The 26,021-nt window shown below is 45.2% G+C and carries 19 protein-coding genes and 3 pseudogenes; 6 read left to right on the forward strand and 16 right to left on the reverse strand.

The genetic code is table 11. From position 1 onward, the window contains the following. Positions 1-14: 14 nt before the first annotated feature. The 3 genes from AC13CK_RS10170 to AC13CK_RS10180 all read right to left on the reverse strand — a co-directional run bounded on the left by AC13CK_RS10170 (position 15) and on the right by AC13CK_RS10180 (position 4,181). On the reverse strand, positions 15-1,664 hold the full coding sequence (locus tag AC13CK_RS10170; protein ID WP_482831147.1) for an AMP-binding protein: 1,650 nt from the start codon (positions 1,662-1,664) through the stop codon (positions 15-17). 85 nt (positions 1,665-1,749) lie between these two features. Further along, complete coding sequence (mmsB, locus tag AC13CK_RS10175; protein WP_425878395.1) at positions 1,750-2,640, reverse strand: 3-hydroxyisobutyrate dehydrogenase; 891 nt, start codon at positions 2,638-2,640, stop codon at positions 1,750-1,752. 11 nt (positions 2,641-2,651) lie between these two features. Then, positions 2,652-4,181 (reverse strand): CoA-acylating methylmalonate-semialdehyde dehydrogenase, encoded by a 1,530-nt coding sequence (locus AC13CK_RS10180; RefSeq protein WP_253174699.1) that lies wholly within the window; start codon positions 4,179-4,181, stop codon positions 2,652-2,654. Positions 4,182-4,358: 177 nt separating this feature from the next. Here AC13CK_RS10180 and AC13CK_RS10185 point away from each other — a divergent pair, with 177 nt between their 5' ends. Together AC13CK_RS10185 and AC13CK_RS10190 are read left to right on the forward strand one after the other, a co-directional pair. Continuing rightward, positions 4,359-5,243 carry a LysR family transcriptional regulator gene (locus AC13CK_RS10185; RefSeq protein WP_086044837.1) on the forward strand — a complete coding sequence of 295 codons (885 nt, stop codon included), beginning with the start codon at positions 4,359-4,361 and terminating at the stop codon, positions 5,241-5,243. 171 nt (positions 5,244-5,414) lie between these two features. Beyond that, positions 5,415-6,092 carry a type 1 glutamine amidotransferase domain-containing protein gene (locus tag AC13CK_RS10190; protein ID WP_086044836.1) on the forward strand — a complete coding sequence of 226 codons (678 nt, stop codon included), beginning with the start codon at positions 5,415-5,417 and terminating at the stop codon, positions 6,090-6,092. Between the two features lie 110 nt (positions 6,093-6,202). Here the strand turns inward: AC13CK_RS10190 and AC13CK_RS10195 are convergent. Beyond that, positions 6,203-7,054, reverse strand: a pseudogene (locus AC13CK_RS10195) (AMP-binding protein); the annotation flags it as partial. 2 nt (positions 7,055-7,056) lie between these two features. Here AC13CK_RS10195 and AC13CK_RS10200 point away from each other — a divergent pair. After that, positions 7,057-7,218: pseudogene (locus AC13CK_RS10200) on the forward strand (MarR family transcriptional regulator); the annotation flags it as partial. A gap of 74 nt (positions 7,219-7,292) precedes the next feature. On the opposite strand, the pseudogene AC13CK_RS10205 reads toward AC13CK_RS10200, so the two are convergent. After that, positions 7,293-8,563, reverse strand: a pseudogene (locus tag AC13CK_RS10205) (MFS transporter). A 356-nt stretch (positions 8,564-8,919) separates the two neighbouring features. Here AC13CK_RS10205 and AC13CK_RS10210 point away from each other — a divergent pair. After that, entirely contained in the window at positions 8,920-10,143 is a 1,224-nt protein-coding gene (locus AC13CK_RS10210) for a CaiB/BaiF CoA transferase family protein (RefSeq protein WP_425878398.1), read from the forward strand. A gap of 73 nt (positions 10,144-10,216) precedes the next feature. Here the strand turns inward: AC13CK_RS10210 and AC13CK_RS10215 are convergent, their stop codons facing one another. The 8 genes from AC13CK_RS10215 to AC13CK_RS10250 form a co-directional block, all read right to left on the reverse strand. Further along, a complete protein-coding gene (locus AC13CK_RS10215) occupies positions 10,217-11,896 on the reverse strand; it encodes an AMP-binding protein (protein ID WP_425878400.1) in 1,680 nt (559 codons plus the stop codon). A 76-nt stretch (positions 11,897-11,972) separates the two neighbouring features. After that, positions 11,973-13,469, reverse strand: coding sequence for a flavin-containing monooxygenase (locus AC13CK_RS10220; RefSeq protein WP_425878402.1), 1,497 nt, complete (start codon positions 13,467-13,469; stop codon positions 11,973-11,975). Positions 13,470-13,481: 12 nt separating this feature from the next. Then, positions 13,482-14,321, reverse strand: a complete 840-nt coding sequence (locus AC13CK_RS10225) for an alpha/beta fold hydrolase (protein WP_425878404.1) — start codon at positions 14,319-14,321, stop codon at positions 13,482-13,484. A gap of 128 nt (positions 14,322-14,449) precedes the next feature. Further along, complete coding sequence (locus AC13CK_RS10230; protein ID WP_482831151.1) at positions 14,450-16,252, reverse strand: acyl-CoA dehydrogenase C-terminal domain-containing protein; 1,803 nt, start codon at positions 16,250-16,252, stop codon at positions 14,450-14,452. Positions 16,253-16,461: 209 nt separating this feature from the next. Next, on the reverse strand, positions 16,462-17,442 hold the full coding sequence (locus AC13CK_RS10235; protein ID WP_425878408.1) for an NAD(P)H-dependent flavin oxidoreductase: 981 nt from the start codon (positions 17,440-17,442) through the stop codon (positions 16,462-16,464). An 11-nt stretch (positions 17,443-17,453) separates the two neighbouring features. After that, complete coding sequence (locus AC13CK_RS10240; protein ID WP_425878596.1) at positions 17,454-18,242, reverse strand: enoyl-CoA hydratase-related protein; 789 nt, start codon at positions 18,240-18,242, stop codon at positions 17,454-17,456. A gap of 37 nt (positions 18,243-18,279) precedes the next feature. After that, the gene (locus AC13CK_RS10245) at positions 18,280-19,203 is read right to left on the reverse strand and encodes a 2-hydroxyacid dehydrogenase (protein WP_425878410.1); all 924 of its coding nucleotides are present in this window, start codon (positions 19,201-19,203) and stop codon (positions 18,280-18,282) included. Beyond that, positions 19,200-19,955, reverse strand: a complete 756-nt coding sequence (locus AC13CK_RS10250) for a class II aldolase/adducin family protein (protein ID WP_253145669.1) — start codon at positions 19,953-19,955, stop codon at positions 19,200-19,202. Before AC13CK_RS10250 ends, AC13CK_RS10245 begins: the two co-directional genes overlap by 4 nt. A gap of 110 nt (positions 19,956-20,065) precedes the next feature. Here AC13CK_RS10250 and AC13CK_RS10255 point away from each other — a divergent pair, with 110 nt between their 5' ends. Further along, complete coding sequence (locus AC13CK_RS10255; RefSeq protein WP_005246335.1) at positions 20,066-20,503, forward strand: PaaI family thioesterase; 438 nt, start codon at positions 20,066-20,068, stop codon at positions 20,501-20,503. Positions 20,504-20,623: 120 nt separating this feature from the next. Here the strand turns inward: AC13CK_RS10255 and AC13CK_RS10260 are convergent, their stop codons facing one another. From AC13CK_RS10260 to AC13CK_RS10270, 3 genes are read right to left on the reverse strand one after another with little or no spacing between them, the layout of a single operon-like run. Then, the gene (locus tag AC13CK_RS10260; protein ID WP_425878413.1) at positions 20,624-21,835 is read right to left on the reverse strand and encodes a 3-oxoadipyl-CoA thiolase; all 1,212 of its coding nucleotides are present in this window, start codon (positions 21,833-21,835) and stop codon (positions 20,624-20,626) included. A 25-nt stretch (positions 21,836-21,860) separates the two neighbouring features. Continuing rightward, the gene (locus AC13CK_RS10265) at positions 21,861-23,381 is read right to left on the reverse strand and encodes a 3-hydroxyacyl-CoA dehydrogenase (protein ID WP_482831154.1); all 1,521 of its coding nucleotides are present in this window, start codon (positions 23,379-23,381) and stop codon (positions 21,861-21,863) included. A gap of 2 nt (positions 23,382-23,383) precedes the next feature. Next, on the reverse strand, positions 23,384-24,157 hold the full coding sequence (locus AC13CK_RS10270) for an enoyl-CoA hydratase (RefSeq protein WP_407595295.1): 774 nt from the start codon (positions 24,155-24,157) through the stop codon (positions 23,384-23,386). 452 nt (positions 24,158-24,609) lie between these two features. Between AC13CK_RS10270 and AC13CK_RS10275 the strand changes: the two genes are divergently transcribed. Further along, the gene (locus AC13CK_RS10275; RefSeq protein WP_005096906.1) at positions 24,610-25,908 is read left to right on the forward strand and encodes an MFS transporter; all 1,299 of its coding nucleotides are present in this window, start codon (positions 24,610-24,612) and stop codon (positions 25,906-25,908) included. Positions 25,909-26,021: the final 113 nt, after the last annotated feature.

Below are 26,021 nucleotides of genomic sequence, written 5' to 3' on the forward strand. Positions count from 1 at the left end.
TTGGCTTTATGAGCTTATGCAGTTTTGGATTGCTGCTTGTTGATTTCCTGATTGCGCAGTAAAAAGCGTTGAATTTTACCGCTTGGGGTTTTCGGCAATTCAGTCACAAATTCAATCAGGCGTGGATAGGCATGCGCAGATAACCGCTTTTTCACAAATTGACCCAGCTCTTCTTCCAGATGGGCCGAAGCTGCAAAATTATTCGCCAGAATCACAAAGGCTTTAATCACTTCGGTACGCTCAGGATCAGGCACGCCAATGACTGCTGCTTCAATCACGGCATCATGTTCCAGCAAGGCACTTTCCACATCAAACGGGCCGACCCGATAACCTGACGTTGTAATGACATCATCACTACGCCCAACAAAGCTCATACTGCCATCTGCATGAATTTCTGCGGTATCCCCAGTTAAGTAATACTGTCCGACAAATGGAGATTTACGGCTTTCTTCATAGCCAGAGAACCACATCATTGGGGACTGGCTGATATCCACTGCCAGGATGCCCGGGACGTCAGCTGCTAATTCATGCCCCAGTTCATCGACAACGGCAATCCGGTAACCCGGGCTGGCAAAGCCTGCCGAACCTGAACGGACCGGATGTTCCAAGGCATGATGATTACACACCACCATCCCGACTTCGGTCTGGCCATAATGGTCATAAATCGGCACATCCAGTACCTCTTTAAACCAGCGGATCACTTCCGGATTTAACGGTTCTCCCGCACTGCTGACAACACGTAACTTACCGCGTAGTTTTGCCATTTGAGCAGGATCGGCCGCCATCATCATGCGATAAGCAGTCGGTGCACCGGCCAGATTGGTAATGCCATATTCCTTAACAATTTCGCAGACACTTTCTGCATTAAAACCGCCTTCATAAAATAAGGTCGAGTGTCCAAGCATTAAAGGACCAGTAATCGCGTAATACAAACCGTAGGCCCAGCCGGGATCAGCAATATTCCAGAAAGCATCTTCAGGAGTTAGACCAATGGCATTTTGCATATAGCTTGCAAAAGCAATCAGCGCTTTTAAAGGGACTTTAAGCGGTTTCGCTGGTCCAGTAGTACCGGAGGTAAACATCAATAAAAATGGATCATCGACATTCAGGATTTCCAGCTCACAAGCTTCAGCCTGACGGTTTAATACCGTCCAGAAGCTGAGGTCGTGCGGATAGCGCTCTGCCTCAGTTTCGGCATGTACCGTCACAATCGGTGGACAGTTGCTGATCTCGGATAATTTGTCCCGATTCGCCAGATCAGTCACCACCAGCTTGCTTTGCGCCAGCTGAATACGATGCTCGATGGCTTTGGGACCAAAGGCCGTAAATAAGGGTTGATAGACAGCACCAATCCGCCAGGTTGCCAAAATAGTAATGATCAACTCGGGAGTACGTGGTAATAATCCGGAAACGCGGTCGCCTTTACCAATGCCTTGAGACTTTAAAAAGTTGGCAAACTGGCTGGAATATTTTTTGAGTTCGGCAAAGCTATACTGTTCTTTACGGCCATCTTTACCATGCCAGTACAAGGCAATGGCATCGGAATTGGCATGACGGTCACAGCATTCATAACAGGCATTTACTGCCTGCATTGAACCGGAGAGATACTGGCTTGCAACCGTGTTTAAATCAAAGTCTTGAATCGTTGTTTGATAATCTAACATGTTAAACCTCAGCCTGAATTTATCGTTATTACTGACAAGGTGTAATTATTGAAGCGAATCCTTGCTCCATCTAATCTTTTAAGTTTTAAGCAGGTGGCGTGGTGTATTGATGCATGATGCTGGAGAAGTCCAGATGGGCATCACCTTCCTGACACAGTTGTTGATAGAGTTTCTGTACCATGCTGCCGAGTACCACCGGCTGATCCACCTGTTGCGCGGCATCGACAGCCAGCCCCAAATCTTTGAGCATCAGTTGTGCGGCAAAACCGTCGGTATAACCCCGCGATGACGGCGCATTGACACAAATATCGGGCCACGGATTATAAATTTCAGAACTCCAGCAACGTCCGGTGGAACTGTTAATCACGCCAGCCAAGGCCTGTGCATCAATGCCCAGTTTGGCACCGAGTGCCATCCCTTCTGCAACCGCAGTCATGGAAATCCCCAGAATCAGGTTATTACAGATTTTTGCCACCTGTCCTGTTCCCACCGCACCACAATGCACCAGATTTTTACCCATACAGCCGAGAACAGGTTTAACGGCCTCAAAGGTGGCATCATCTGCGCCGACCATAAAGGTTAAAGTGCCATCTTTGGCACCTAAAGTACCGCCGGATACCGGTGCATCACAGACGCGAATCTGCTTGGCCTGAGCTGCTGCAGCAACCTCCTGAATGGTTTGCGGGTCAATGGTACTGCTGTCGATACATAAGCTGCCCGCTTGAAGCACCTCCAGAATACCGTGTTCACCCAAATAGACTTCACGCACATGCTTGGCTGCAGGCAACATGCTGACCACGATCTCCGCCTGCTTCGCGGCAGCTTGTGGACTGTCGCAGACCACACCGCCAGCTTCTGCAAAATGCTGTAAAGCCACTGCACTTAAGTCATAACCAAAAACCTGATGACCGGACTTGAGCAAGTTTTGCGCCATGGAGCCGCCCATGTTGCCTAAACCGATAAATGCAATCTTCATGCTGATGCTCCTTAACGCAGACTGATTGTGGTATTGACACCAGTGGTTTCCTGGTCATCTTCAAACCAGCGGCTGGTAATGGTTTTGGTCTGGGTATAGAACTGCACCGCCTGTTTGCCATAAGGACCGAGATCACCCAGTTTTGAACCGCGTGAACCGGTAAAACTGAAGAAAGGCACAGGTACGGGAATTGGAATGTTAATGCCCACCTGACCGATATCAATCTGGTTCTGGAAGGTACGTGCCGTATTGCCATTTTGGGTAAACAGTCCAACGCCATTACCAAACGGATTGGCATTAATCAGTGCAATCGCCTGTTCCAAAGTATCGACATGCATGATCGCCAGTACCGGACCAAATACTTCTTCTTTATAAATGCGCATATCGGTCGTGACCTGATTAAAAATCGTTGGTCCGACAAAATTACCCTGTTCATAGCCTGGAACCTGCACATCACGGCCATCGAGTAGCAGTTCGGCACCCTGTTCAACACCACTGTTAATTAAATCGATGACACGCGATTTGGCACGGGTTGAAATCACTGGTCCAACATCGGTATTCGGTTCATGCCCGGCATTTACCTTTAAGGTTTTGGTTTTATTGACCAGTTCATCGACCCAGTGCTTGGTCTCACCGACCATTACCGCCACGGAAAGTGCCATACAACGTTGACCTGCTGCGCCAAAAGCTGCACCGACCAAGGCATTTAAGGTCTGTTCTTTATTCGCATCTGGCATCACCACCACATGGTTTTTGGCGCCCATCATCGACTGCACACGCTTGCCGTGTTGGCCTGCAAGGTTATAGACATGCGTGCCGACTGCAGTCGAACCGACAAAAGAAATCGCCTTGATATCGCGATGGGTACACAGTAGATCGACCACTTCTTTGCCGCCATGTACCACATTCAGTACGCCTGCCGGCACACCTGCCTGAATCGCTAACTCAACCAGCATCATGGTCGATAGTGGATCCTGTTCAGAAGGCTTTAAGACAAAAGTATTGCCGCAGACAATCGCCATCGGGAACATCCACAGTGGAATCATCGCCGGAAAGTTAAACGGGGTAATTCCTGCACAGACACCCAAGGGTTGCTGCAAAGTATAGGTATCGACACCGCGTGCCACACCTTCAATATACTCGCCCATTTGTAGGGAACCGATCGAACAGGCATGCTCCACCACTTCTAAACCACGCTGGATATCACCTTCGGCATCGGCCAGGGTTTTGCCCTGTTCCGCCGTTAAGACTCGGGCGATACTTTTTAGGTTTGTACGAATCAGATCCTGCAGTTTCAGCATGATTCGCATACGTGCCTGGATCGGGGTCTGGCGCCAGCTGGCAAATGCATTTTGTGCAGCAGCAATGGCGGCATTAACTTCTTCTGCGGTAGCAAAAGGCACTTGGCCCAAGATTTCCTGAGTGGCAGGATTAACAATATCTTGCCAATGGCTGGTTCTTGATTCGACAAATTCACCATTAATGAGGAGTTTTGCGGTGGTGAATCCGGTACTTTGCTGTGGATGAGAAATAGCGTTCATGGTCGCTCCGTGCTGGTTTGTTATTGTCGTTGTATCTGCCTTTACTGGCTTTTATTTAACGTATAATTTTTACGCTGTTTCAGCAGACTAACAAAGAACACTTTGACCACCAATAGAAATTGGTGCACGATGGTTGTGCAAATATGCACAGGAATTTAACAGGATGTTAAATAAAAAATGAAAGTAGATTGGGATCATTTACGCTTTTTTTTAGTTTTGGCGCGTGCTAAAACACTCACCAACGCAGCACGCTTAATCGGGGTTGAACATAGCACCGTAGCGCGGCGGATTCAGGCCCTGGAAAGTACTTTAGGTACGCAACTGTTTAAGCGCGAAGCCACCGGTTATGAACTAACCTCGGAAGGTCTGGCACTGGTGCCGCGTGTGGAACAGATGGAACAGTCCTTTATCCAGATTGACAAGCGCCATGATCCCTTGCAAGGTCGGGTCCGGATTGGTGCGCCAGAAGGTTTTGGCACGGCATTTTTAGCTCGTCTTTTGGCAGAATTTTCCCAGCATTATCCTTTGCTGACCATTGACCTGATTCCGGTACCGAAAGCGATCAAACTTTCACATCGAGAAGCAGATATTGTGATCGCGATTGACCGGCCCAAATCTGGTCCGTATATCATTACTCGTTTGTCTAATTACTGTTTAAAGCTATATGGCAGCCAGCATTATTTACAGCAAAATCCGGAAATTAAAAAACTGGAAGACCTCCAGCAGCACCGTTTTGTCGATTATATTGATGATCTGGTCTATAGCACTGCACTATATTCGCTAGAGCGTCTTCCCTTGCAGGTCAGTGCCTGTTTTCGCAGTAACAGCATTCTGGCGCAGGAAATTGCCGTGCGTGCAGGTGCTGGACTGGCCATTTTGCCGAAATTTCTGGTCAATGATAAAAGTGAACTGAAAGAGGTGCTGGGTCAGCAGCTCAGTTTTACCCACACTTTCTGGATGCTGACGCTGGTCGATCTGCAACATGAACCAAAAATTAAACTGGTCTGGGATTTCTTGCGTAAACAAGCCGATCTTCAGCAAGACCTGTTAATGGGCAGATGAATATTGAACACACTGTTCACTTTGCAAGGCTACGTACTTTAGTTAAATCAACTGAAACAACAACGTATCGATACAGCAAATGAACGTATCACAACATTCCTGACGCTCATGACTTGTTAAATTAACAGTCGATCATTCGCGATGTTTTTTAATGAGCTACAGGAAAATAATATGAAAATCTTGATGGTACTGACTTCACATGACCAGCTGGGCGATACTGGCAAAAAAACTGGCTTCTGGTTGGAAGAGCTAGCTGCGCCTTATTACACCTTTGTCGATGCAGGCGCAGAGGTAGTTTTGGCTTCTCCTGCAGGTGGTCAGCCACCATTAGATCCAAAAAGTAATGAGCCGGATGCGCAAACCGAAACCACCAAACGCTTTGAAGCAGATGAGGTGGCCATGCAGGCTCTTGCCAATACACATAAGTTGAGTGAAGTCTTAAATCAGGATTTTGATGCCGTGTTCTATCCGGGTGGTCACGGTCCATTATGGGATCTAGCCAAAGACCAGAATTCTATTTCTTTAATTGAGCAGACTTTACAGGCAGATAAACCTGTTGCGCTGGTCTGTCATGCACCGGGTGTACTTCGTGAAGTCAAAGATGCCGAAGGTCATTCGATTGTAGAAGGCAAGACAGTCACCGGTTTTACTAATACCGAAGAAGACGGCGTAGGCCTAACCGATGTTGTCCCATTTCTAGTGGAAGACATGCTGAAAGAAAAAGGTGGGAAATATTCCAAAACTGAGGACTGGCAGGTATACGTGCAACAAGATGGTCTGCTCATTACTGGACAAAACCCCGCCTCTTCTGCTGCAACGGCTGAAGCTTTATTAAAATTATTAAAGTAGAAGTTAATCTAAAATTCGTATTAACCTTTTAGATCGCTTCTTTTTGAATAAGAAAAACCCTGAATGATGCAAGATTATTCAGGGTTTAATTTATCTATTTATTCCCAGATTTAGTTCGCTTCAACTGCCGTTGAGGCAATATGCTGAGCCAGTAATTCTCTGAGTTTAAACTTCTGGATTTTTCCCGATGGGGTCATCGGAATATCCTCCCAGATTTCCAGGCGTTCCGGAAGATACTGCATAGCCAGATTATGAGTTTTCAGGAAATCTAACAGCTCATTAAAACTTAACGGCTTTGTCTGATCTTTCAGCTTGATGATTGCACAGGAACGCTCGCCCATTCGCTCATCTGCATAAGCCACTAAAGCTACTGTGGCGATATTCGGATGCTTATAAAGTAGTGATTCAATTTCCGCGACCGGAATATTTTCTCCACCACGAATAATCACATCCTTCTTACGTCCGCAAATCCGAATATAGCCATGCTCGTCCTGATAGGCAATATCGCCAGTATCAAACCAGCCTTCGGCATCCGTATCATTCAAATGTGGACGTTTTAAATAACCGCCAAAATTTGAACAGGTGCGGATCATCAAACGCCCGGATTCATTCACGGCTTTGGTCTGACCTTTTTTATTCACGATCTTGATTTCAACACCAGGTAAAGCGATGCCATCCGTATTGAAAGAGTGTTCATCCTCATCTTCAGGTCGGGTCAGCGTCACTGCACCACATTCGGTCATACCCCAAGCGGATATGACTTTAACGCCCAGAATTTCCCGGGCTTTTTGTACCAATGGCCCCGGAATGGGTGCACCAGCACACAGGAAAATTTTTAGTGAATCAACCTTGTCATGCTGTTCCGCCACGGTATTGGACAGGTCATTCAGGAATGGGGTCGAGGCCATGGTGAAATTCACCTGATGCTGATGAATTAGATCCACTGCTTTGGCTACATCCCAGCTTGGAAACATGGGACAACTTGCAAGCTGATTTCTTTGATTTTTATGGTCAGGCCTTAAATAAGCTGGCTTTTGATGATGTGGTTACCCTAATTCATCTGCTCAATAAAGTAAATGATGGTTTAAAAAGTATTCATCTGCATAAAGAAACGGATCAGGAATAAACAAATAGAAATATAGCTTTAATTGAAGAATATAAAAAAGAGCCTGAATTCAGGCTCTTTTTTATAAATTGAAATTATGCCTTTTGTGGATCGTATTGACGGTCTTTAATGAATATCCCGGACACTGCGCCACACAAGAAATAGGCACCCCCCATAATCAGGAAGCCTAAGCCAATTGAACCCCGCTGGCTGCCGCGCCAATAATTGCAGGGGCAAACATGGCGCCGATACGACCTGCATTATAAGCACCGCCTACCGCAGTACCACGAATCGAGGTGGCGAAGCTTTCCGTCATATAAGTGGCATTAATCGCATATGGAATACCATACAGGAATCCAAAGAAAATCAGCAGATAGGCAATGTTATCTGGCGTATTGAATAGCACAATCACGGGCAGGAAAATCGCCGTTCCAATTGCTCCAAACGAAAAGACAGCGCGTCTACCCAGACGGTCTGCAGCAAAGCCCGCCAGAATTTTTCCGAAAATCATGGCTACATAGGTACCAATCATATAGCCTGCCATGGATTTAAAATTCATGTGCAATTCAGATTCCAGATATGCCGGCATCCAGTTGTTTACGCCATAGTAGCCAAATTGCAGAAAACCGGCCGTAAAGATCCACAAAATAAACATTCTGCGATTCGCAGGATCCGCGAAAATCTCTTTGACTGTGCTTTTTTTGGCGGGTTGCTGTACTGTGATTTCAGCTGGGGCATATAGACGCTGCAAACGTGCACGCTGCCAAGATTCTGGCTCAGGAACCAGTTTCTGGATAAAAATCGCCATAACCGAGGGAATAATGGCAATAAAAAACAGGGTTCGCCAGCCATATTCTGGAATGATCCAGCCTGCCAGTACAGTGGCCACAATATAACCGACGGTCCATCCTGCCTGTAAGGTACCTAAAACCGTGGTGCGATATTCAGTTGGAACATATTCAGCCATGAGCGTATTGGCTGCAATATATAAAGAGCCTATGCCAAAGGCAGAAAGAAAGCGTAAAACAGCAAATTGTTCAAAGTTCTGTGCAAAGCCTAAGGCTGCGGTCAACATGGAAAATACCAGAATCGAAATGACTACGGTACGTACACGGCCCAGACGGTCACAGGCCCAGCCACCCATAAAGCCACCAATCGCCATACCTGCTAAGGTAAAACTGCCTAGTGTACCGGCCTGCAGATTACTGAGACCAAACTCTGCTTTCAGGCTATTTAAACTGAAAGACAGCAGCAACATGTCCGCGCCATCTACCAGTAAAGCCAGAAAGGCGAAAATAAAAGCAATTTGCTGCGTTCGTTTGGTCGTAGGTTTAATCTTTTCTAATTCTCTCGCTAAATCCGTTATATTTAAATCTCTGTTTTCCTATCCTTAGGTTTTCATGATCTTTTATATTTAAAGCTATTCCGCTAATGAATATGCTTTAAGGCTAATCCGTTTTTAATTCACTTGATTGACTCCTTTTTTAATCCTGTCTGGGAGATCGCTTTTTCCTTTTTATCAGTGACCTCTTGTTCTTCGTTCATACTTATATTTGCATCAGGCTAAAGAAAATAAGATGAATATTCATCATTTTAGATGTTTTATTTTGTTAGACGAAATTAAGTATCATAAAGTTGATTGTTTTTCCATTTTCCTATAGCTTTAAAAAGAGGGATAAGAACGATATATCATTTGAATAAGATCGAACAGGGAGCGTAATAATGGGTGCCTTAACAGGATTTCGTGTACTGGATTTAAGCCGGATTTTGGCTGGGCCCTGGTGTAGCCAGATTCTGGCTGATCTGGGTGCAGAAGTGATCAAGATTGAAAAACCGGATCATGGGGATGATACCCGTATCTGGGGACCACCCTGGCTTAAAAACAATCAGCAGCAAGATACCCATGAATCGGCTTATTACCTGTCAGCCAACCGTGGCAAGCACTCGGTTGCAATCGATTTATCTACACCTGAAGGTCAACGTATTATCAAAAAACTTGCTGAACAAAGCGATGTAGTCATTGAAAACTATAAAACCGGTTCGTTGAAACGATATGGACTGGATTATGAAACTCTGAGTCAGCTAAATCCGCGACTGGTATATTGTTCTATTACCGGTTTTGGCCAGAACGGTCCGCGTGCGCAAGAGCCGGGCTATGATTTTATCGTTCAGGGAATGGGCGGCATGATGAGTGTCACTGGCGAACGTGACGATCTGCCCGGTGGTGGCCCGCAAAAAGCAGGTCTGGCCTTTGCCGATTTGACCACCGGCTTATATGCCGCAATTGCCATTCAGGCGGCTTTGTTGTCCCGTGAGAAAACCGGTGAAGGTCAGTATATTGATATGGCGCTGTTAGATACCCAGGTTGCTTCCCTCTCTGTTCTGGCCATGAATTATCTCACCTCAGGCAAAGTACCCGGTCGCTTCGGAAATGCACATGCCAATATTGTGCCCTATCAGGTGTTTAAAGCCCAGGAAGGCGAATTTATTATTGCCTGTGGCAACGATCTGCAATTTCAAGCTTTGTGTCAGGCCGTTGGTCTGGCCAAGGTGGCAGAAGATCCTCGCTTCTTGAAAAATTCAGGACGTGTTACACATCGTGAAGAACTGACCACAGTTCTACAAGCTCATTTCTATACTCGACCAGCAAAAACCTGGGTGGATTTAATCCATGCGGTTAAAGTGCCGGTAGGAATGATCAATGATCTGAAACAGACTTTGCAAGAAGAACAGGTATTAGCGCGTGATATGGTGATTAAAATGCCGCATACCTTACGTGAAGATTACACCTCAATCGGTTCACCGATTAAACTCTCCAAGACACCGGTAGAATATAAAAAGGCCCCACCTTGTCTGGGTGAAGATACCGATGCCATTTTGAGTCAATATTTAAGTTCTGCTGAAATGGAAGAACTGAAAAGCAAAAAAGTCATCCAGCAGCGATAAGCCTGCAAGCAATAAAAAAGGAATCTTTCGATTCCTTTTTTATTTTAAATCTAATGGATTAGATCATTCCTTATCAGGCTTTTGCACTCGACTGAACAGTACGAGGCAGTTCACGACGCAGAATTTTGCCTACTGCGGACTTGGGTAATCCACCCACAAACTCAATGTATTTGGGTAGTTTATAACTGGTCAGTTGCTGCTTCAGATAAGTCATGACTTCATCTTGGGTCAGAGTTTCATCCTGTTTCACAATAAATGCCTTGGGTACCTGTCCAGATTTTTCATCATCAATACCAATCACTGCACATTCCAGTATTTTAGGATGTTTGGACAGCACGCCTTCCAGCTCATTGGGATAAACATTAAATCCGGACACCAGAATCATGTCTTTTTTGCGGTCCAGAATGGTGATATAGCCTTGTTCATCCATACAACCGATATCACCTGTCAGAAAAAATCCATCTTTGGTAAATACCTGTGCTGTTGCTTCGGGTTGCTGCCAGTATCCTTTCATCACCTGTGGACCACGTATGGCTATTTCTCCAGCCTGATTAAGCTCTACAGGTTTTCCTTCATCATTCAGAATCAGAATTTCAGTCCCTGCCAATGGCAAGCCAATCGTGCCACTAAATCGCCGGCTTAAAGGCGGGTTAAAAGTTGCAGTCGGTGAAGTTTCGGAAAGCCCATAACCTTCATAAATCTGGCAGCCTGTGACCTCATGCCATAACTCTGCCGTATTTTTCAAAATAGATGCCCCTCCGCCGGTTGTGGTTTTCAGGCGTGAATGATCCAGTTCACGGAAAGGTGAATGATGCGCCAAGGCATTAAACATGGTATTCACCCCGGGGAAAACAGTGGGTGGATGTTTCTGGTATTGATCCGCCAAAGCATCCAGATCTCTCGGATTTGGAATCAGGACATTGGCGAAACCACGGCTTAAACCGTAACTGAACAGGCAGATGGTAAATCCATAAATGTGATACAGCGGCAAGGCACAGAATACATATTCATTTTCAGCGGCATAGCGGTCACCAAAATGGCTGATAAACACGGTACTGTTCTGGGCGATATTAAATAAAATATTGCGATGGCTCAGTTCTGCACCTTTAGAAACACCTGTGGTACCTCCCGTATATTGCAGAATGACCGTATCTTCCTGATGCTGTACAGGCGGTTCAAAATCAATAATCTCTACCTGATTTATTGCCTGTCTAAAGTCAGAAAACTGTTTATCCGGATATTGTGCTGCCTGACTATAAATAGCACTTGGTTGCTCTTGAATAAAATCCAGCGGATGCGTTGAAATGACATATTTGAGTTGAGGACATTCATCTAGTGCTGTTAATTGCTCCAAAGTCTGTCCCAGGATAATCAAGGCTTCTGCACCTGAATCCTGTAGCTGATGATAGAGCTCGCGCTGGGTGTACATGGGGTTGACATTGACCAGCACATAACCGGCCCGAATAATGGCAAAGGTCGCGATTGGATATTGAATAATATTAGGCAGCATCACCGCAATACGGCTGCCAGCAGTCAGCCCAAGACGCTGTAAATAGCTTGCCAGTTTCTGGCTATACACATCGATATCGTGATAGCTGAATTTACGATCCAGATAGATAAATGCGGTTTTATCCTGAAATTTTACCAAATTCTCAGCAATTGTCGTGCTCAGGGTTTTCTCAGGATCTGGCCGGGTAAACTCCGGATTGATATTCCACTTTTTATATTCTTCCATCCATGGCTGACTGCTCATGACTATACTCCTGTCCTGGATTTACATTTATTTTGTATCATTTAAACCATAAGATTTTGATTTTAATTAAATATTTTTAAACCACTTTCTGCTGTCTCGATTCAACATACTGGTAGTGATAACCGCTACGAATAAAATGCTGATTTTTATCCCTAAATGAATGAGCATAATCCGGCCAGACCAAAGTCAGCTTGCGACTGACCGGGTCCAGATACCAGCTTTTACAGCTTTCCGATAACCAGACACTACCTTGGGAAAGCTGCTGTAGCTCCTGCATATAGCTATTTTCAGCCTCTTGATCTGCTTCAAAGACCTGAATCTGTTCCTGCTCAAAAAACTGCAAGGCATCCAGTACCAGATCAAACTGGGTTTCCAGAAAATAAAGCGCTGAATTATGCCCACTGCCTGTATTTGGCCCATTCAGAATGAACAGGTTTGGAAAGTTGTGTACGGTCGTTGACTGATAACCCTGCATACCGCTGGACCATTGCTGTTCCAGGCTTAAACCCTGTTTACCCACCACTTTTGCGGCATAGGGTGGACGCGCCGCTTCAAATCCTGTCGCAAATACGATGATATCTGCAGAAAATTTATTTCCAGCCTGGCTTAATACACCGTCTTTCGTAACTTCTGCCAATGCTGAGTCTTCAAGTGTGACATTTGGTTTTAGAAAAGTCGGATAATAATCATTAGACAACAATAAGCGCTTGCAACCCGGCTCATAATGCGGGGTAAGTTTACGCCGTAACTCAGGATCTGAAACCTGATGCTGCAAAAACTGTAGACAGTTTTTCTTGACCCGCTCAATCTGACTTTTCAGGTTACGACGCTGCGCGAAATTGTATTCATTGCCCCAGAACAAAGCATGTCTTAATGCCGACATACTGTCAGGATCTTTGCGGAAAAGCTGTTTTTCTGACTCAGAATAAGGTCGATCTGGTCGGGGCAAAATATATGGCGCACTACGTTGCAAGACAGTTAGGCTTTTTGCTGTTTTGGCAATTTCCGGCACAAGCTGAACGGCTGAAGCCCCTGAACCCACCACCACGACACGCTGATTATCCAGATTCACCTGATGATTCCAGCGCGCAGAATGCATCACCTGGCCTTGAAATTCTTCCAGACCCGGTATTTGTGGGAGATGTTCATCCGCAAGATGGCCGGTTGCAGTCATTAAAAAATCTGCCTGATACGGGCCTTTGGAGGTCTGAATTTCCCAGATGCGTTCTTTGGCATTCCAGCTGGCTTTTTCCAGCAACGTATGAAAATCAATATGTGGACGAATCTGCTCCTGATCACAGCACTGAATTAAATAGCGCTGGATTTCTGCCCCTTGCGGAAAGATGCGTGACCAGTCCGGATTTTTAATAAAAGAAAAAGAATATAAATGGGAGGGTACGTCACAGGCGACTCCGGGATAGGTATTGTCACGCCAAGTACCGCCCACTTCTGCTGCACGTTCAATGATTTTAAAATCGTGGATGCCCTGCTGTTTAAGGCGGATTGCCATTCCCAAACCACCAAAACCGCTGCCTACAATTAGAATCTTGCTGCGCTGTCCTTGAGCTTGCATTATTTATCTCCTTTAAGGCATATAAGGCTGGATTTTTTGATTCACCGGATATTGTTCTGGATGCTGGCTAAACTGGTTTACCAGTTGCACCACTTCGGCTGGCGCTTCGACATAGAGCGCATGTCCTGAAGAAATTTCGATATAGCGACTGTTCGAAATTGAAGCAAACAGCAGTTTAGCTTGCGCTACAGGTACCATGCGGTCTTCACGGCAAGCCACAATCAACGTCTCTGCACGAATCTCAGGCAAGATCGATGTAATATCAATGCGATAATTCAGTTCCCGCTGTTTGGCTGCATCTTGGGAAGGTTTGACAAAGCGTGCTAGATCCAACACCTGCTGTTCGCTTCGTGCAGACAGATAATCATCGCTATACAGGCAATAATTGACAAAATGAGGCAAGGCCGCAGATTGTTCAGTAAATAATTGCTGCCAAATGACAGTACGTAGTTGTTGCACCGAGCTGGTTTTGGCCCAACCGGCTAACAGGATCAAACGCGCTACGCGCTGTTTTAAACTGGCTGTTACTTGTGCAGCAATCACGGCACCGAGTGAATAGCCGACCACTGTAATGATTTCATCTTCTGCAACCGCATGCTGAATCAGTGCTTCAACCTGCTGGCTAAAATCGGTCACCTTTAGATCAGCTTTATCTGGGGTATGTAAATCAATGGATAAAACCCGCTGATGAATACCCAGCATCGGAAAAATATAGCTGAAATGCTTGTCGGTATTTCCACCGGTGCCATGAATCAGAATAATAGTGGGAAATGCAGTACGCTGTCCGACTTCATGAAAAGTAAGTTGCAGATCAGCATAAGGAAACTGTCGAGTAATCATGTCTAAATCCATATAGACTCCTGATCTTGTTATTTTATGGTTTATTCAATATCCGAGAATAAATCTCAATATTTGAATTGGGTGAGGATGCAAAAATTATTAAAAAAGACCCACGACACGAGTATCGTGGGTCAAAAGCTTTAATCGAATTTGAACTCTTCAGGTTCAAGTAAAAACAGGCTTTCACCACCCGCCTGAATATTGGCAAAGTGGGTTGAAGTTCTTGGCAAAATACGTGCAAAGAAGAATTGTGCAGTTTTGATCTTGGCTGCATAGAACGGATCAGTATTACCTTCTTCAATTTTCTGCTGCGCAGTAATTGCCATTTTCAGCCACAGATAAGCGGACACGACATAACCAGAGAAATATAGGTAGTCAACTGATGCTGCCCCAATTTCATTGGCAGACTGCTGAGCCTGCTCCTGAATGGTTCTGGTTAATTCCAGCCATTGTTCAGTCAACTGGCTGACTTGTGCAACTTGCTGGCTAAACTGGGCATGTTGTTGATGTTCTTTTACAAAGCCTTGAATTTCCTCGGTTAATGCGGTCAACAGACCCAATTTTGAGCCCAGCACTTTACGCGCCAGCAAGTCAATGGACTGAATTTCAGTGGTTCCTTCATAGAGGCTGGCAATACGTGCATCACGGGCAATCTGTTCCATGCCATGTTCAGCAATATAACCGTGACCACCGAAAACCTGCATACCATGTTTAGCCGCTTCTATGCCGGTTTCAGTCATTAATGCTTTGGCAATTGGGGTTAATAATGCCAGACGGTCTTCAGCTGCTTTCTTTTCTTCCGGGCTGTCAGTGGCTTCAGCGATATCGGCATAGGTCGCCAGATAATATGCAAGTGCACGTGAACCTTCTGCAAACACCTTTTGAGTCAGCAGCATGTTACGTACTGCCGGATGCACGATAATCGGATCTGCAGGCTGGCCTGGCACTTTTGCACCTTCAAGAGAACGCATCGCCAGACGGTCTTTGGCATAAGCCAATGCCCCCTGATAAGAAGATTCTGCTGCTGCCAAGCCTTGAATAGCTGTACCGATACGTGCCGAGTTCATAAAGGTAAACATGCAGTTCAGACCGCGATTTTCAGGCCCAATCAGGAAACCTTTGGCATTATCAAAATTCAGCACACAGGTCGCGTTACCGTGAATGCCCATCTTGTGTTCAAGAGCGCTACATACCACGCCATTACGGGAAGCCACATTACCAGCTTCATCCAGATTGTATTTCGGCACAATAAACAGCGAAATACCTTTGGTTCCCGCAGGTGCATCTGGCAAACGTGCCAATACGATATGCACGATATTTTCCGCCAGATCATGTTCACCGGCTGAGATAAAGATTTTCTCGCCACTGATGCTATAGCTGCCGTCTTCATTTGGCACTGCTTTGGTACGGATTAAACCTAGGTCAGAACCGGCATGAGATTCAGTCAAGCACATGGTTCCAGTCCAGCGGCCTGCAATTAAAGGTACCAGAAACTTCTGTTTCTGTTCATCGCTACCGTGGTGCTCTAAAGTACGCATGGCACCATGGGACAGGCCTGGGTACATGCCCCAAGACCAGTTCGTTGCGGTAATAATTTCAGAAATGGCAATACGGTATAAGGTCGGGAAGCCCTGACCGCCATATGCTTCGTCACCAGTTAATGAGGTAAAGCCGAGTTCCACATATTTGTCATAAGCTGCTTTAAACCCATCCGGGGTGGTTACGACGCCATCCTGCAAACGGCAACCCTGCTGGTCGCCTGTCGCATTAATCGGTAGAAGTTCGTTTTGGCAAAAGTCCGCAGCGACTTCCAGATATTGCTCCATAATATCCATAGAAACCTTGTCTGCGAATTTTGCATAGCCCTGATATTTCTGTTCAACGTTTAACAGGTCTTTCAGGACGAACTTCATGTCTTTTAATGGCGCAATATAATTTCTCATCGTAATTCCCTTGTATGAGTTCTAATTTGTATATTTATGACTATTAATTTCATAATACGAAATTATGTTTTAAATCCACTATAATATAATTTAAAGAATAAAATCTAGTCATTCGATGAAATTTCCCATTTAAAAATAAAAAATCTTCAGGATGAAAAAAAGCCATTCATGACGGAATGGCTTTTTTGTTTGATCGTCAATGAAATGGTTCAACGAGCCAAGAAATGAGTCAGACGTTGATGAATAATTTGCTCTGCATCTTGCATGATATTTTCGATCAGCGCCTGACAAGTCGGAATGTCATGAATCAATCCCATCACTTGACCTGCAGTCAGAACTCCCGCATCCACATCGCCATTTTCTAAAGCGAGCTTGCCTTTTAAACCGCTGACATAGGGACGAATCTGTTCAAATTCCAGATCTGGATCTTCACTCATTTTAACGACTAGATCAGATACTGCATTTTTGGCAACACGGGCGGTATTTCGGAACTGTCGATACAAAAGATGTGTCGCCCTTTCATCATTATCGACATAGAACTGTTTGATGTTTGGATGGATCGGGGCTTCCTGAGTGGCACAAAAGCGTGTACCCATATTGATGCCTTCGGCACCCAAAGCCAAAGCTGCGACCAGACCACGACCATCAGCAAAACCGCCACTGGCCACAATCGGCACAGTGAGCTGATCTGCTGCCGCAGGAATTAAAATCATGCCGGGAATATCGTCTTCACCCGGATGGCCCGCACATTCAAAACCATCAATCGAAATAACATCTGCGCCAATTCTTTGTGCTGAAAGCGCATGACGGACGGAAGTACATTTATGAATGACAATAATGCCATGTTGCTTAAACGCCTCAATATGTTCATGAGGCTTGTTGCCTGCTGTTTCTACGATCTTGATACCGCTTTCAATGATTGCCTGTCGGTATTCTGCATATGGCGGCGGATTCACAGCGGGCAATAAAGTCAGATTGACTGCAAAAGGCTGATCGGTCATTTCTCGGCAGCGTGCAATTTCCTTGACCAGGGCTTCAGGCGTCGGTTGAGTCAATGCCGTTAATGTTCCCAAGCCACCTGCATTAGATACGGCACTGGCCATTTCTGCGGTACCGACCCACATCATGCCGCCCTGAATAATTGGATAGCGAATGCCTAAAAGCTCGGTAATACGGGTCTTAATTTTCATAAATGCTCTCCTTAGCATCCGGTAAATTGTGCAGGGCGTTTTTCGACAAAAGCCTGGACACCTTCTTTATAGTCCTGACTGCTCAGAGCCAGATATTGCAGGTTTTGTTCCAGCTCCAGTTGCTGGTCTATGTTATTTTCAGCACTGCGTTGCAAGGCCTGTTTGGTTAAAGCCAGCGCATAAGTCGGCTGTTGAGATAATCGCTGTGCAATGTCGTCGATATAAGCATCAAATTCTGTATCTGGAAGCATTTTCCAGATCATGCCCATTTCGGCGGCCTCTTTGGCATGCACCGGTTCGCCCAGAAAAGTGAGTGCCATGGCACGTGCATAACCGATTAAACGTGGCAACATCCAGGTGCCACCGGCATCAGGAATCAAGCCAATTTTAGAAAAAGCCTGAATAAATCGGGCACTTTCCTTGGCAATGACCAGATCACAGGCCAGTGCGATATTGGCACCTGCACCGGCAGCCACACCATTCACTGCTGCAATCACCGGTTTGGGACTCTGGCGAATGAGATTAATCAAGGGATTATAGTATTTGGCCAGCGAGCCTTGCGGTGGCAAAGGCACATTGCCGAGCTGTCCAGTACGTTCTTTTAAATCCTGTCCTGCTGAAAACGCCCGGCCATTACCGCGAATCACAATCACCCGAATATCCGGGTCTGTATTCCAGTTTTTCAGCACCTGCTGCACTTCCTCATGCATTTGCCGGTTAAAACTGTTGAGTGAATCCGGACGGTTAAAGCTTAAGGTTGCGATACCTTGCTGAACCTGAGTTTGAATCGTTTCCCACATCATCAATTTCCTTATTTTTTTGCCTGTATCCCTACAATTAATAGCCTTTATTGACATCTACCTGATGGCACAAATCCAGCCCGAGATTTAAGCGTCGGTCATTTTCCAGAATCTGTTCCACTACCACAGACATGGGTGCATGTGAGGCGACATGTGGCGTAACTACGATCTTTTCATGCTGCCAGAATGGGTGATCCGGAGTTAAAGGCTCTTCTTCAAATACATCAAGGATTGCGCCACGGAGATGACCTGAATCCAGTGCATTGAGTAGATCCTGCTCGATTAAATGCTGCCCACGACCCACCTGAATAAGAGCAGCCTGATCAGGTAATTTTTTAAATAGCTGTTCAGATAAGATTCCAGTATTGTCTACAGTTAAAGGCATTAAATTAATCAAAATCTGGCTGTGGGCCAGGAACTCGGAAAGCTGTTCTTGGCCTACATAGCTTTTGACCTGAGCAATCTCTTTTGGGGAATTGGACCATCCAGACACCTGATAGCCCATGTCGGCAAAACGTTTTGCCACATAACCGCCCATATGGCCAAGGCCCATAATCCCGATCTGGATATGATGGCTATAACTTTGACGATACTGTTTCCATAGCTGCTGCTTTTGCTGCTGGATCATGCGGTCAAAATAACGCTGAAAATACAGCACACCCCAAAGCAGATAATCAAACATGCCCTTTTGATGATGTGGATCCAGTACCCGGCAGACTGACTGGTCAGATCTAATCTCGGTTAAATTTAAATGTTCGACCCCTGCAGCAATCGAATGAATCAGGCTAAGCTCTGGAAGTTGCCGGAGTTTTTCCAGATCTGGAAACCACGAAGCTGCTGTGGTCGCCAGTTCTGCTTCCGGGCTGTCCAGTGTACAAAAACTGCCCTCAGGCGCATATTTCTGAAAAGACTTCACCAGAATTGCCTCAATATTCGGCACAGTACTGGATATCACAATCATGATGCATACTCCGTATATTGATGCTCAATCAAAGACAAAGCGGCCTGCCAGGCACGCTGTAAAATCGGTTCAACTAAAGGACTAGCGAACTGCTTGGCGGTTTTAATTCGTACATCTTCACTTGGATAATGCAGTTCGGCACCGCCGCTTAAGGCCTTCACCTGTGCCTGACAGGCACGCTCTAGAAAATAGATTTCATGAAAGGCCCGTGCAATGGTTTCGCCCGCCGTTAAAAGTCCGTGATTGCGTAAAATCATGGCGCGATGGCCGCCCAGGTCCTGAATCAGGCGTTCTTGTTCATCTGTTGAAAGTGCCACGCCTTCATATTCGTGATAGGCCACCTGCTGATAAAACTTCATGGCGTGCTGGGAAATGGGCAGAAGTCCGTGTTTCTGTGCAGAAACTGCTATGCCATCTGCGGTATGCGTATGAATAACACAGTTCAGATGAGCATGTGCTTCATGAATTGCGGAGTGGATGACGAAGCCAGCCATATTCACCGGCTTGTCCTGTTCATAGCTTTCTACGACCTGCCCTTCATGATTAATCTTGACCAGCGTTGAAGCACACATTTTTTCAAAAGCGACACCATACTGATTAATCAGAAAACAGTCAGGCTGATCAGGGACTCTTAAACTGATATGGGTATCAATTAAATCAGTCATCCGGTAATGCGCAATAATGCGATAAAGCGCTGCGAGTTCACAACGTGCCTGCCATTCAGCATCTGTGACGAGATTTTTTATTGTCATCGTTCCATCCTGGAAAAATATAGCATTTCGATCACTATCTGTTATATCATAATTTTAGAAAAACAGAATATTATTTCATAAAGCGAAATAAATCATTACAAGGAGTTGATATGTCAACATCACAATTAAACGGACTCGAATATCTAACCGCAATTAAGAATGGGGAAATTTCCAGTTCAGCCATGAGTGAAATTATTCCCATGCGTCTGATCTTGGTGCGCGAAAACTATGTGGAATATGAGGTGCGTCCTGATCAGCGCCATTATAATTTACAGGGTGGTATTCATGGCGGCTTTTGTGCAACGGTTCTAGATAGTGCCACTGGCGCTGCCGTGCATACGACAGTAGATGCAGGTGTCAGTTTCTCGACCATTGACCTGAATGTAAAAATGCTGAAAGCGATGAAAAGCGGCGAAACCTATACAGCTATTGGTGAAGTCATCCGGATCGGGCGTAATGTACTGACCTCAGAAGGCCGAATTATCGATAAAGAAGGTAAAGTTTATGCTTTTGGTTCAGCGACTTTATTAGTCACTGCCCGTAAGTAAATCATTACAGTGATGTAATCAATCCCTGCATGTGCAGGGATTTTTATTTTGAAAGAAAAATCCCAATAAAGAATGCCATGCATATCATAGATACATGGCATTAAGACTATGACTAAACTGTTATGCAGCTTCAGGGTTTTCAATCACCATCGCCAAGCCTTGACCCAGACCGATACACAGACTAATCACGGCATATTTTTTACCGGTACGCTGTAACTGACGTGCAACGGTTAAAGCCAAACGCGCACCCGAACAGCCCAGTGGATGACCAATGGCAATCGCACCACCATTTGGATTGACACGCGGATCATCCAAAGCGACATCCAGACCTTTCAGGCAAGATAATACCTGACTGGCAAAGGCTTCATTAATCTCGATGATATCCATATCGTCTAGCGTCAAACCAGCACGTTGTACTGCCTTTTTAATCGCTTCAATTGGGCCTGCACCCATGATGCGTGGCTCAATGCCAGCGGCTGCAGAAGACAGGATACGAGCCAAAGGTTTTAAGCCATACTGTTCCTGAACTTTTTCACTGCCGATAATCAGTGCTGCAGCACCGTCATTGATTCCTGATGCATTACCCGCTGTTACTACACCACCTTCAAATAGCGGTTTTAACTTGGATAAAGCTTCAAATGTTGAAGATGCACGTGGATGCTCATCCTGAGTAATTTGTTTAGGCGGCAATTTGCGTCCTTGAGAAACTTCAATCGGGGTAATTTCACCTTCAAAGAAACCTGATTCTTTCGCTACCTGATATTTTGCCTGTGATGCAGCGGCAAAGGTATCAGCCTGTTCACGGCTAATACCGAATTCTTCAGCCACGTTATCACCTGTTTCAGGCATACTGTGCGCGCCAAACTGATCCGTAAATTTACGGTTCGGGAAACGGGTACCAATCGTGGTGTCATAAATTCTGGCATCACGTGAATAAGCACTTTCTGCTTTGCCCATCACAAAAGGCGCGCGGGTCATACTTTCTACGCCACCAGCAATGTACAACTCGCCTTCGCCTGCAGTGATGGCACGTGCCGAATCAATCACAGCACCGAGACCTGATGCACATAAGCGGTTTACCGTCTGCCCCGGAACTGTTACCGGCATACCCGCTAACAATGCTGCAAAACGTGCCACATTACGGCTGTCTTCACCGGCCTGATTGGTACTCCCAAAGATTACATCTTCTACATCTGCTGCCGGAATACCGGTTTTTTCCAGCAGGTTTTTAATTACGGTCGCTGCCAGATCATCTGGACGTACGCTTGCCAGACTTCCTGCATGACGACCGATTGGTGAACGTAAACCATCATAAATATATGCATTTAACATGAGTGTTATTCCTTTAACTTTTTAATTAATGTGTTGTATGAACAAGTGGTAGACCAAGCTGAACACGGCGACGCAACCAAGGACTTGGACGGTAACGCTGGTCACGGGTAATCGCAGTCATGCGATCCAGAATTTTCAGGATTTTTTCAGCTCCCAGCACATCCCCCCATTCAATTGGCCCATATGGATAGCCAAGGCCTAATTTTACTGCGATATTGATATCTTCTACCGTTGCAACGCCTTGCTGGGCAATATCACAGCCGAGATTCACAATCATTGCCAAAGCACGTTGAGCCACAAAGCCTACGCTTTCCTGAATTACGCTGGCGGTCACACCATCCAGATTGAAAATCGATTGGGCTGCTTTTACCAGCTCAGGTTGGGTGATAAAAGTTGGCATCAAGGTACGGTGTTTGTTTAGACTATATAGCAGATCGATACACACCACTTGCTGAGGTGCCACCTGATAGCGGACTGCGGCTGAAGTTGCATCTTCACCATAAGTCGCAATCAGAATTAAAGCATCTGCTGAAGGTGCGTCAGTTTGCTCGATCTGGATGTTGAACTGCTGCAGATATTGCTCAAGCGCCTGAAGGTCTTCGCTATATTCTGTGCCTAGCCAAACCGATGGATATTGATCCAGCTTTTCAACCAGTGTTGGAGCTACATCACCTACTTTGCTCCCTGAGGTATAAGCGTAAAAACCTTTACCAGTTTTACGGCCTAGCTGTTTAGCAATAAAACGCTGGCGGGTAATCACGCTTGGGCGGTAACGCGCTTCTTCATAATATTGATGATAAATCGATTCACTCACCGGATGCGAGACATCCATACCGGTCAGATCACCTAATTCAAACGGCCCCATTTTGAAACCGATTCCGTCACGGTAGATCCTGTCAATATCATAAAATGGTGTGACATTTTCATTCAAAATTGCATAGGCTTCGCTACCAAAGGCACGGCCGGCATGGTTAATGATAAATCCTGGAGTATCTTTAGCTTTGACCGGACGATGACCCATTTTTGTAGAGAGCTGGGTTAATGCTTCAATAATATCAGCGCGGGTATTGAAGCCTTCAATCACTTCGACCACTTTCATCAGTGGTACCGGATTAAAGAAATGATAACCGGCCACACGTTCTGGCTGCTTACAGTTGGCAGCGATTGCACTGATCGACAATGAAGAGGTATTAGATGCCAGAATCGCTTCTGGTTTTATCATTCCTTCCAGTTGCTGCATCAGTTTTTGCTTGATTTCCAGATTTTCAATAATCGCTTCAACAATCAAGTCACAATCTTTCAGGTCTTCTAGCTGCTGCGCAGTCGACAGATGAGCAATATCTTCAGCGGCTTTTTCATAGCTGAATTTACCTTTATCTGCTAAGGTATTTAATGTTTTGGCCAGTTTATCCTGTGCCTGTTCGGCTGCCCCTTCTTTGGCATCAAACAGTATCACATCATGACCAGACTGAATCGCGATCTGGGCAATACCTGCACCCATCGTGCCTACACCAATAATGCCGATTTTCTGAATCTGAATACTCATGCTTATCGTCCCTGATAATTCGGTTTACGTTTTTCAATAAAGGCCTGCATGCCTTCTTTTTGATCTTCGGATGAGAACAGCATCTGGAAAGACTTACGTTCCAGGGTAAGTCCGGCATTAAGCGGCACATCTTCAGCCAATAAAGCCACTTCCTTGATTTGCTCCAAAGCAATTGGCGGCATTTTCGCTAGGCCTTCCGCCATCTTGATAGCTGTAGCAAGGGTTTCACTGTCTTCAGTCACCTGGGACACCAGACCAATTTGATAGGCTTCCGGTGCAGGTACCAGACAACCGGTCATGATCATGCGCATGGCATGAAATTTGCCAACTGCACGGAATAAACGCTGGGTACCACCAGCACCCGGCATAACACCCACTTTCACTTCAGGCTGACCAAACTGGGCGCTTTTCCCGGCAATAATAATATCTGCATGCATGGCCAGTTCACAGCCACCACCAAGTGCATACCCGTTTACAGCTGCAATCACCGGTTTTGAACACTGTGCAATCGCCTGCCAGTAACGTTCGGTTCGACGCTGCATCATTTGAATGGTTTCTGCATTGGCCAGTTCTTTAAGATCGGCTCCTGCTGCAAAATCTGTTTCACCACCGGTAAGGATAATGGCACGGATATTTTCATCGTCATTCAGCTGCAAAAAAACCGCCGCAAGTTTCTGGCGAACTTCTGTATTCAGGGCATTTTTCGCTTCTGGTCGATGAATTTTAACCATCGCTACATGAGTTGAGATTTGTTCTATTTGAACGACCTGTTCCATTAAAAAACTCCATTTATTTTGTATAGCGAAATTTTATTTTATATAAAACTAAGGTTTCTCAAGCTATAAATCAAGGATTTTTAACTCCAGAATTCAAAAAAGTTATTTTTTACTAAAAATAGAGTAAAAACTCTTGTTCATCTGGTTATTTTATGATTAATTGATTTCGCAATACGGAATTAAGTATTTTAAATGTAATCTGATTATTCATTTAAATGAATAATCGCCATAAGGCAGAACTTAAAATTAATTTACGAAATCAAATTTTCCAGCAATGAGATGATTTTGATTTAGCGTAAAGCGTGAAAAATCGAATGTAGCCTGATAATAAATGCAGCGGCTGTTGTATGCAGAGCAAGTCTGTTAGATCAGGAAAATGTTTCCGTGAGGAAGAAAAATGGATTTAGCGGTAGCAGAGGAAATGCTACTTTTAATATATAGAGGATATAAAAATGACAAGCGATACCATCGTAACAGGAGACAATAAAACCGATGTCTCCTCCACGGATACCATTAAACAGGCGCCAAAACGTCTATGGATGACGGCTTTTGTCTTTGCTTTTCTGATTTTGCTCTGTGACGGTGCAGATATCGGGATTCTGGCTTTCAGTCTGACCAGTCTGAAAGCTGAATGGGGACTAACTTCTGTACAGGCCGGTGCCTTGGGAAGTTATTCTCTTTTAGGAATGGGGATCGGAGGTTTTATTGGTGGATGGGCATGCGACAAATTTGGACGTGTCCGCGTCATTGTACTGGCCACCATCGCCTTCTCGATCTTGTCAGCCTACTCAGGTTTTGCTCAGTCTTATACTGAATTTGCAATTTTACGTACTCTTTCTTGCTTGGGTTTAGGCTGTTTATATATTGCCTGTAATACCCTGATGTCTGAATATGTGCCAACCAAATACCGTACTACTGTACTGGCAACATTGATGACTGGTTTCACTTTAGGTTCATTGGTGATTACCATGATTTCAGGCTGGATTATTCCTGAGTTCGGCTGGCGTATGCTGTACTGGATCACAATTGCTCCATTAGCTTTGGGTATCCTGATGCACTTTATGGTGCCAGAGCCAGAATCATGGAAACGTGTCCGTGAAATGAAAAGAACTGGTCAGATTGTGGATAACGATACCAAAAAAGGTAATCCATACATCACCATTCTTAAAGATAAAACCCATGGCAAGATGTTTATCTTGTGGTCTTTCAGCTCCGGTTTCCTGTTATTTGGTTACTTCGGTGTAAGTAACTGGTTGCCAAGTTATCTTGAAGCTGAATTAGGCATTAAGTTTAAAGAAATGGCACTGTATATGGTGGGTACCTTCATCACCATGATTTTTGCCAAAATCATTGCAGGTTATGTTGCTGATAAAATTGGTCGCCGTATTGTGTTTGCTTTCGGCACCATGGGAACAGCGCTATTTATCCCTGTCGTGGTGTATATGCATAATGCCGATAACATTGGCGTACTGATGCTAATCTTCGGCTTCCTGTACGGTATTCCATATGCCATCAATGCAACCTATCTAACCGAAAGTTTCCCGACTGGTGTTCGTGGTACAGCGGTGGGCGGTGCATTCAATATTGGTCGTATCGGTGCAATCTTCGCGCCAATTACGATTGGTTATCTTGCGATGCATGGTTCGATCGGTACAGGTCTGTTGGTAATGGGTGCAGCATATTTCCTATGCGGTTTGATTCCTGCCCTGTTTATTAAAGACCGTTTATACGATCCGCAAAAAGCAGAATAAACCCTACTTCGGAAGGCAGGTCAAATCGCTGCCTTCCTCACTTCAAATATTTACAACACGTCAGTATAGAAAGGTCTCCTTTCATTCAGGATTAAAAATTTCTTTAGGGATTA

Source organism: Acinetobacter sp. L-24 (genome assembly GCF_056857555.1).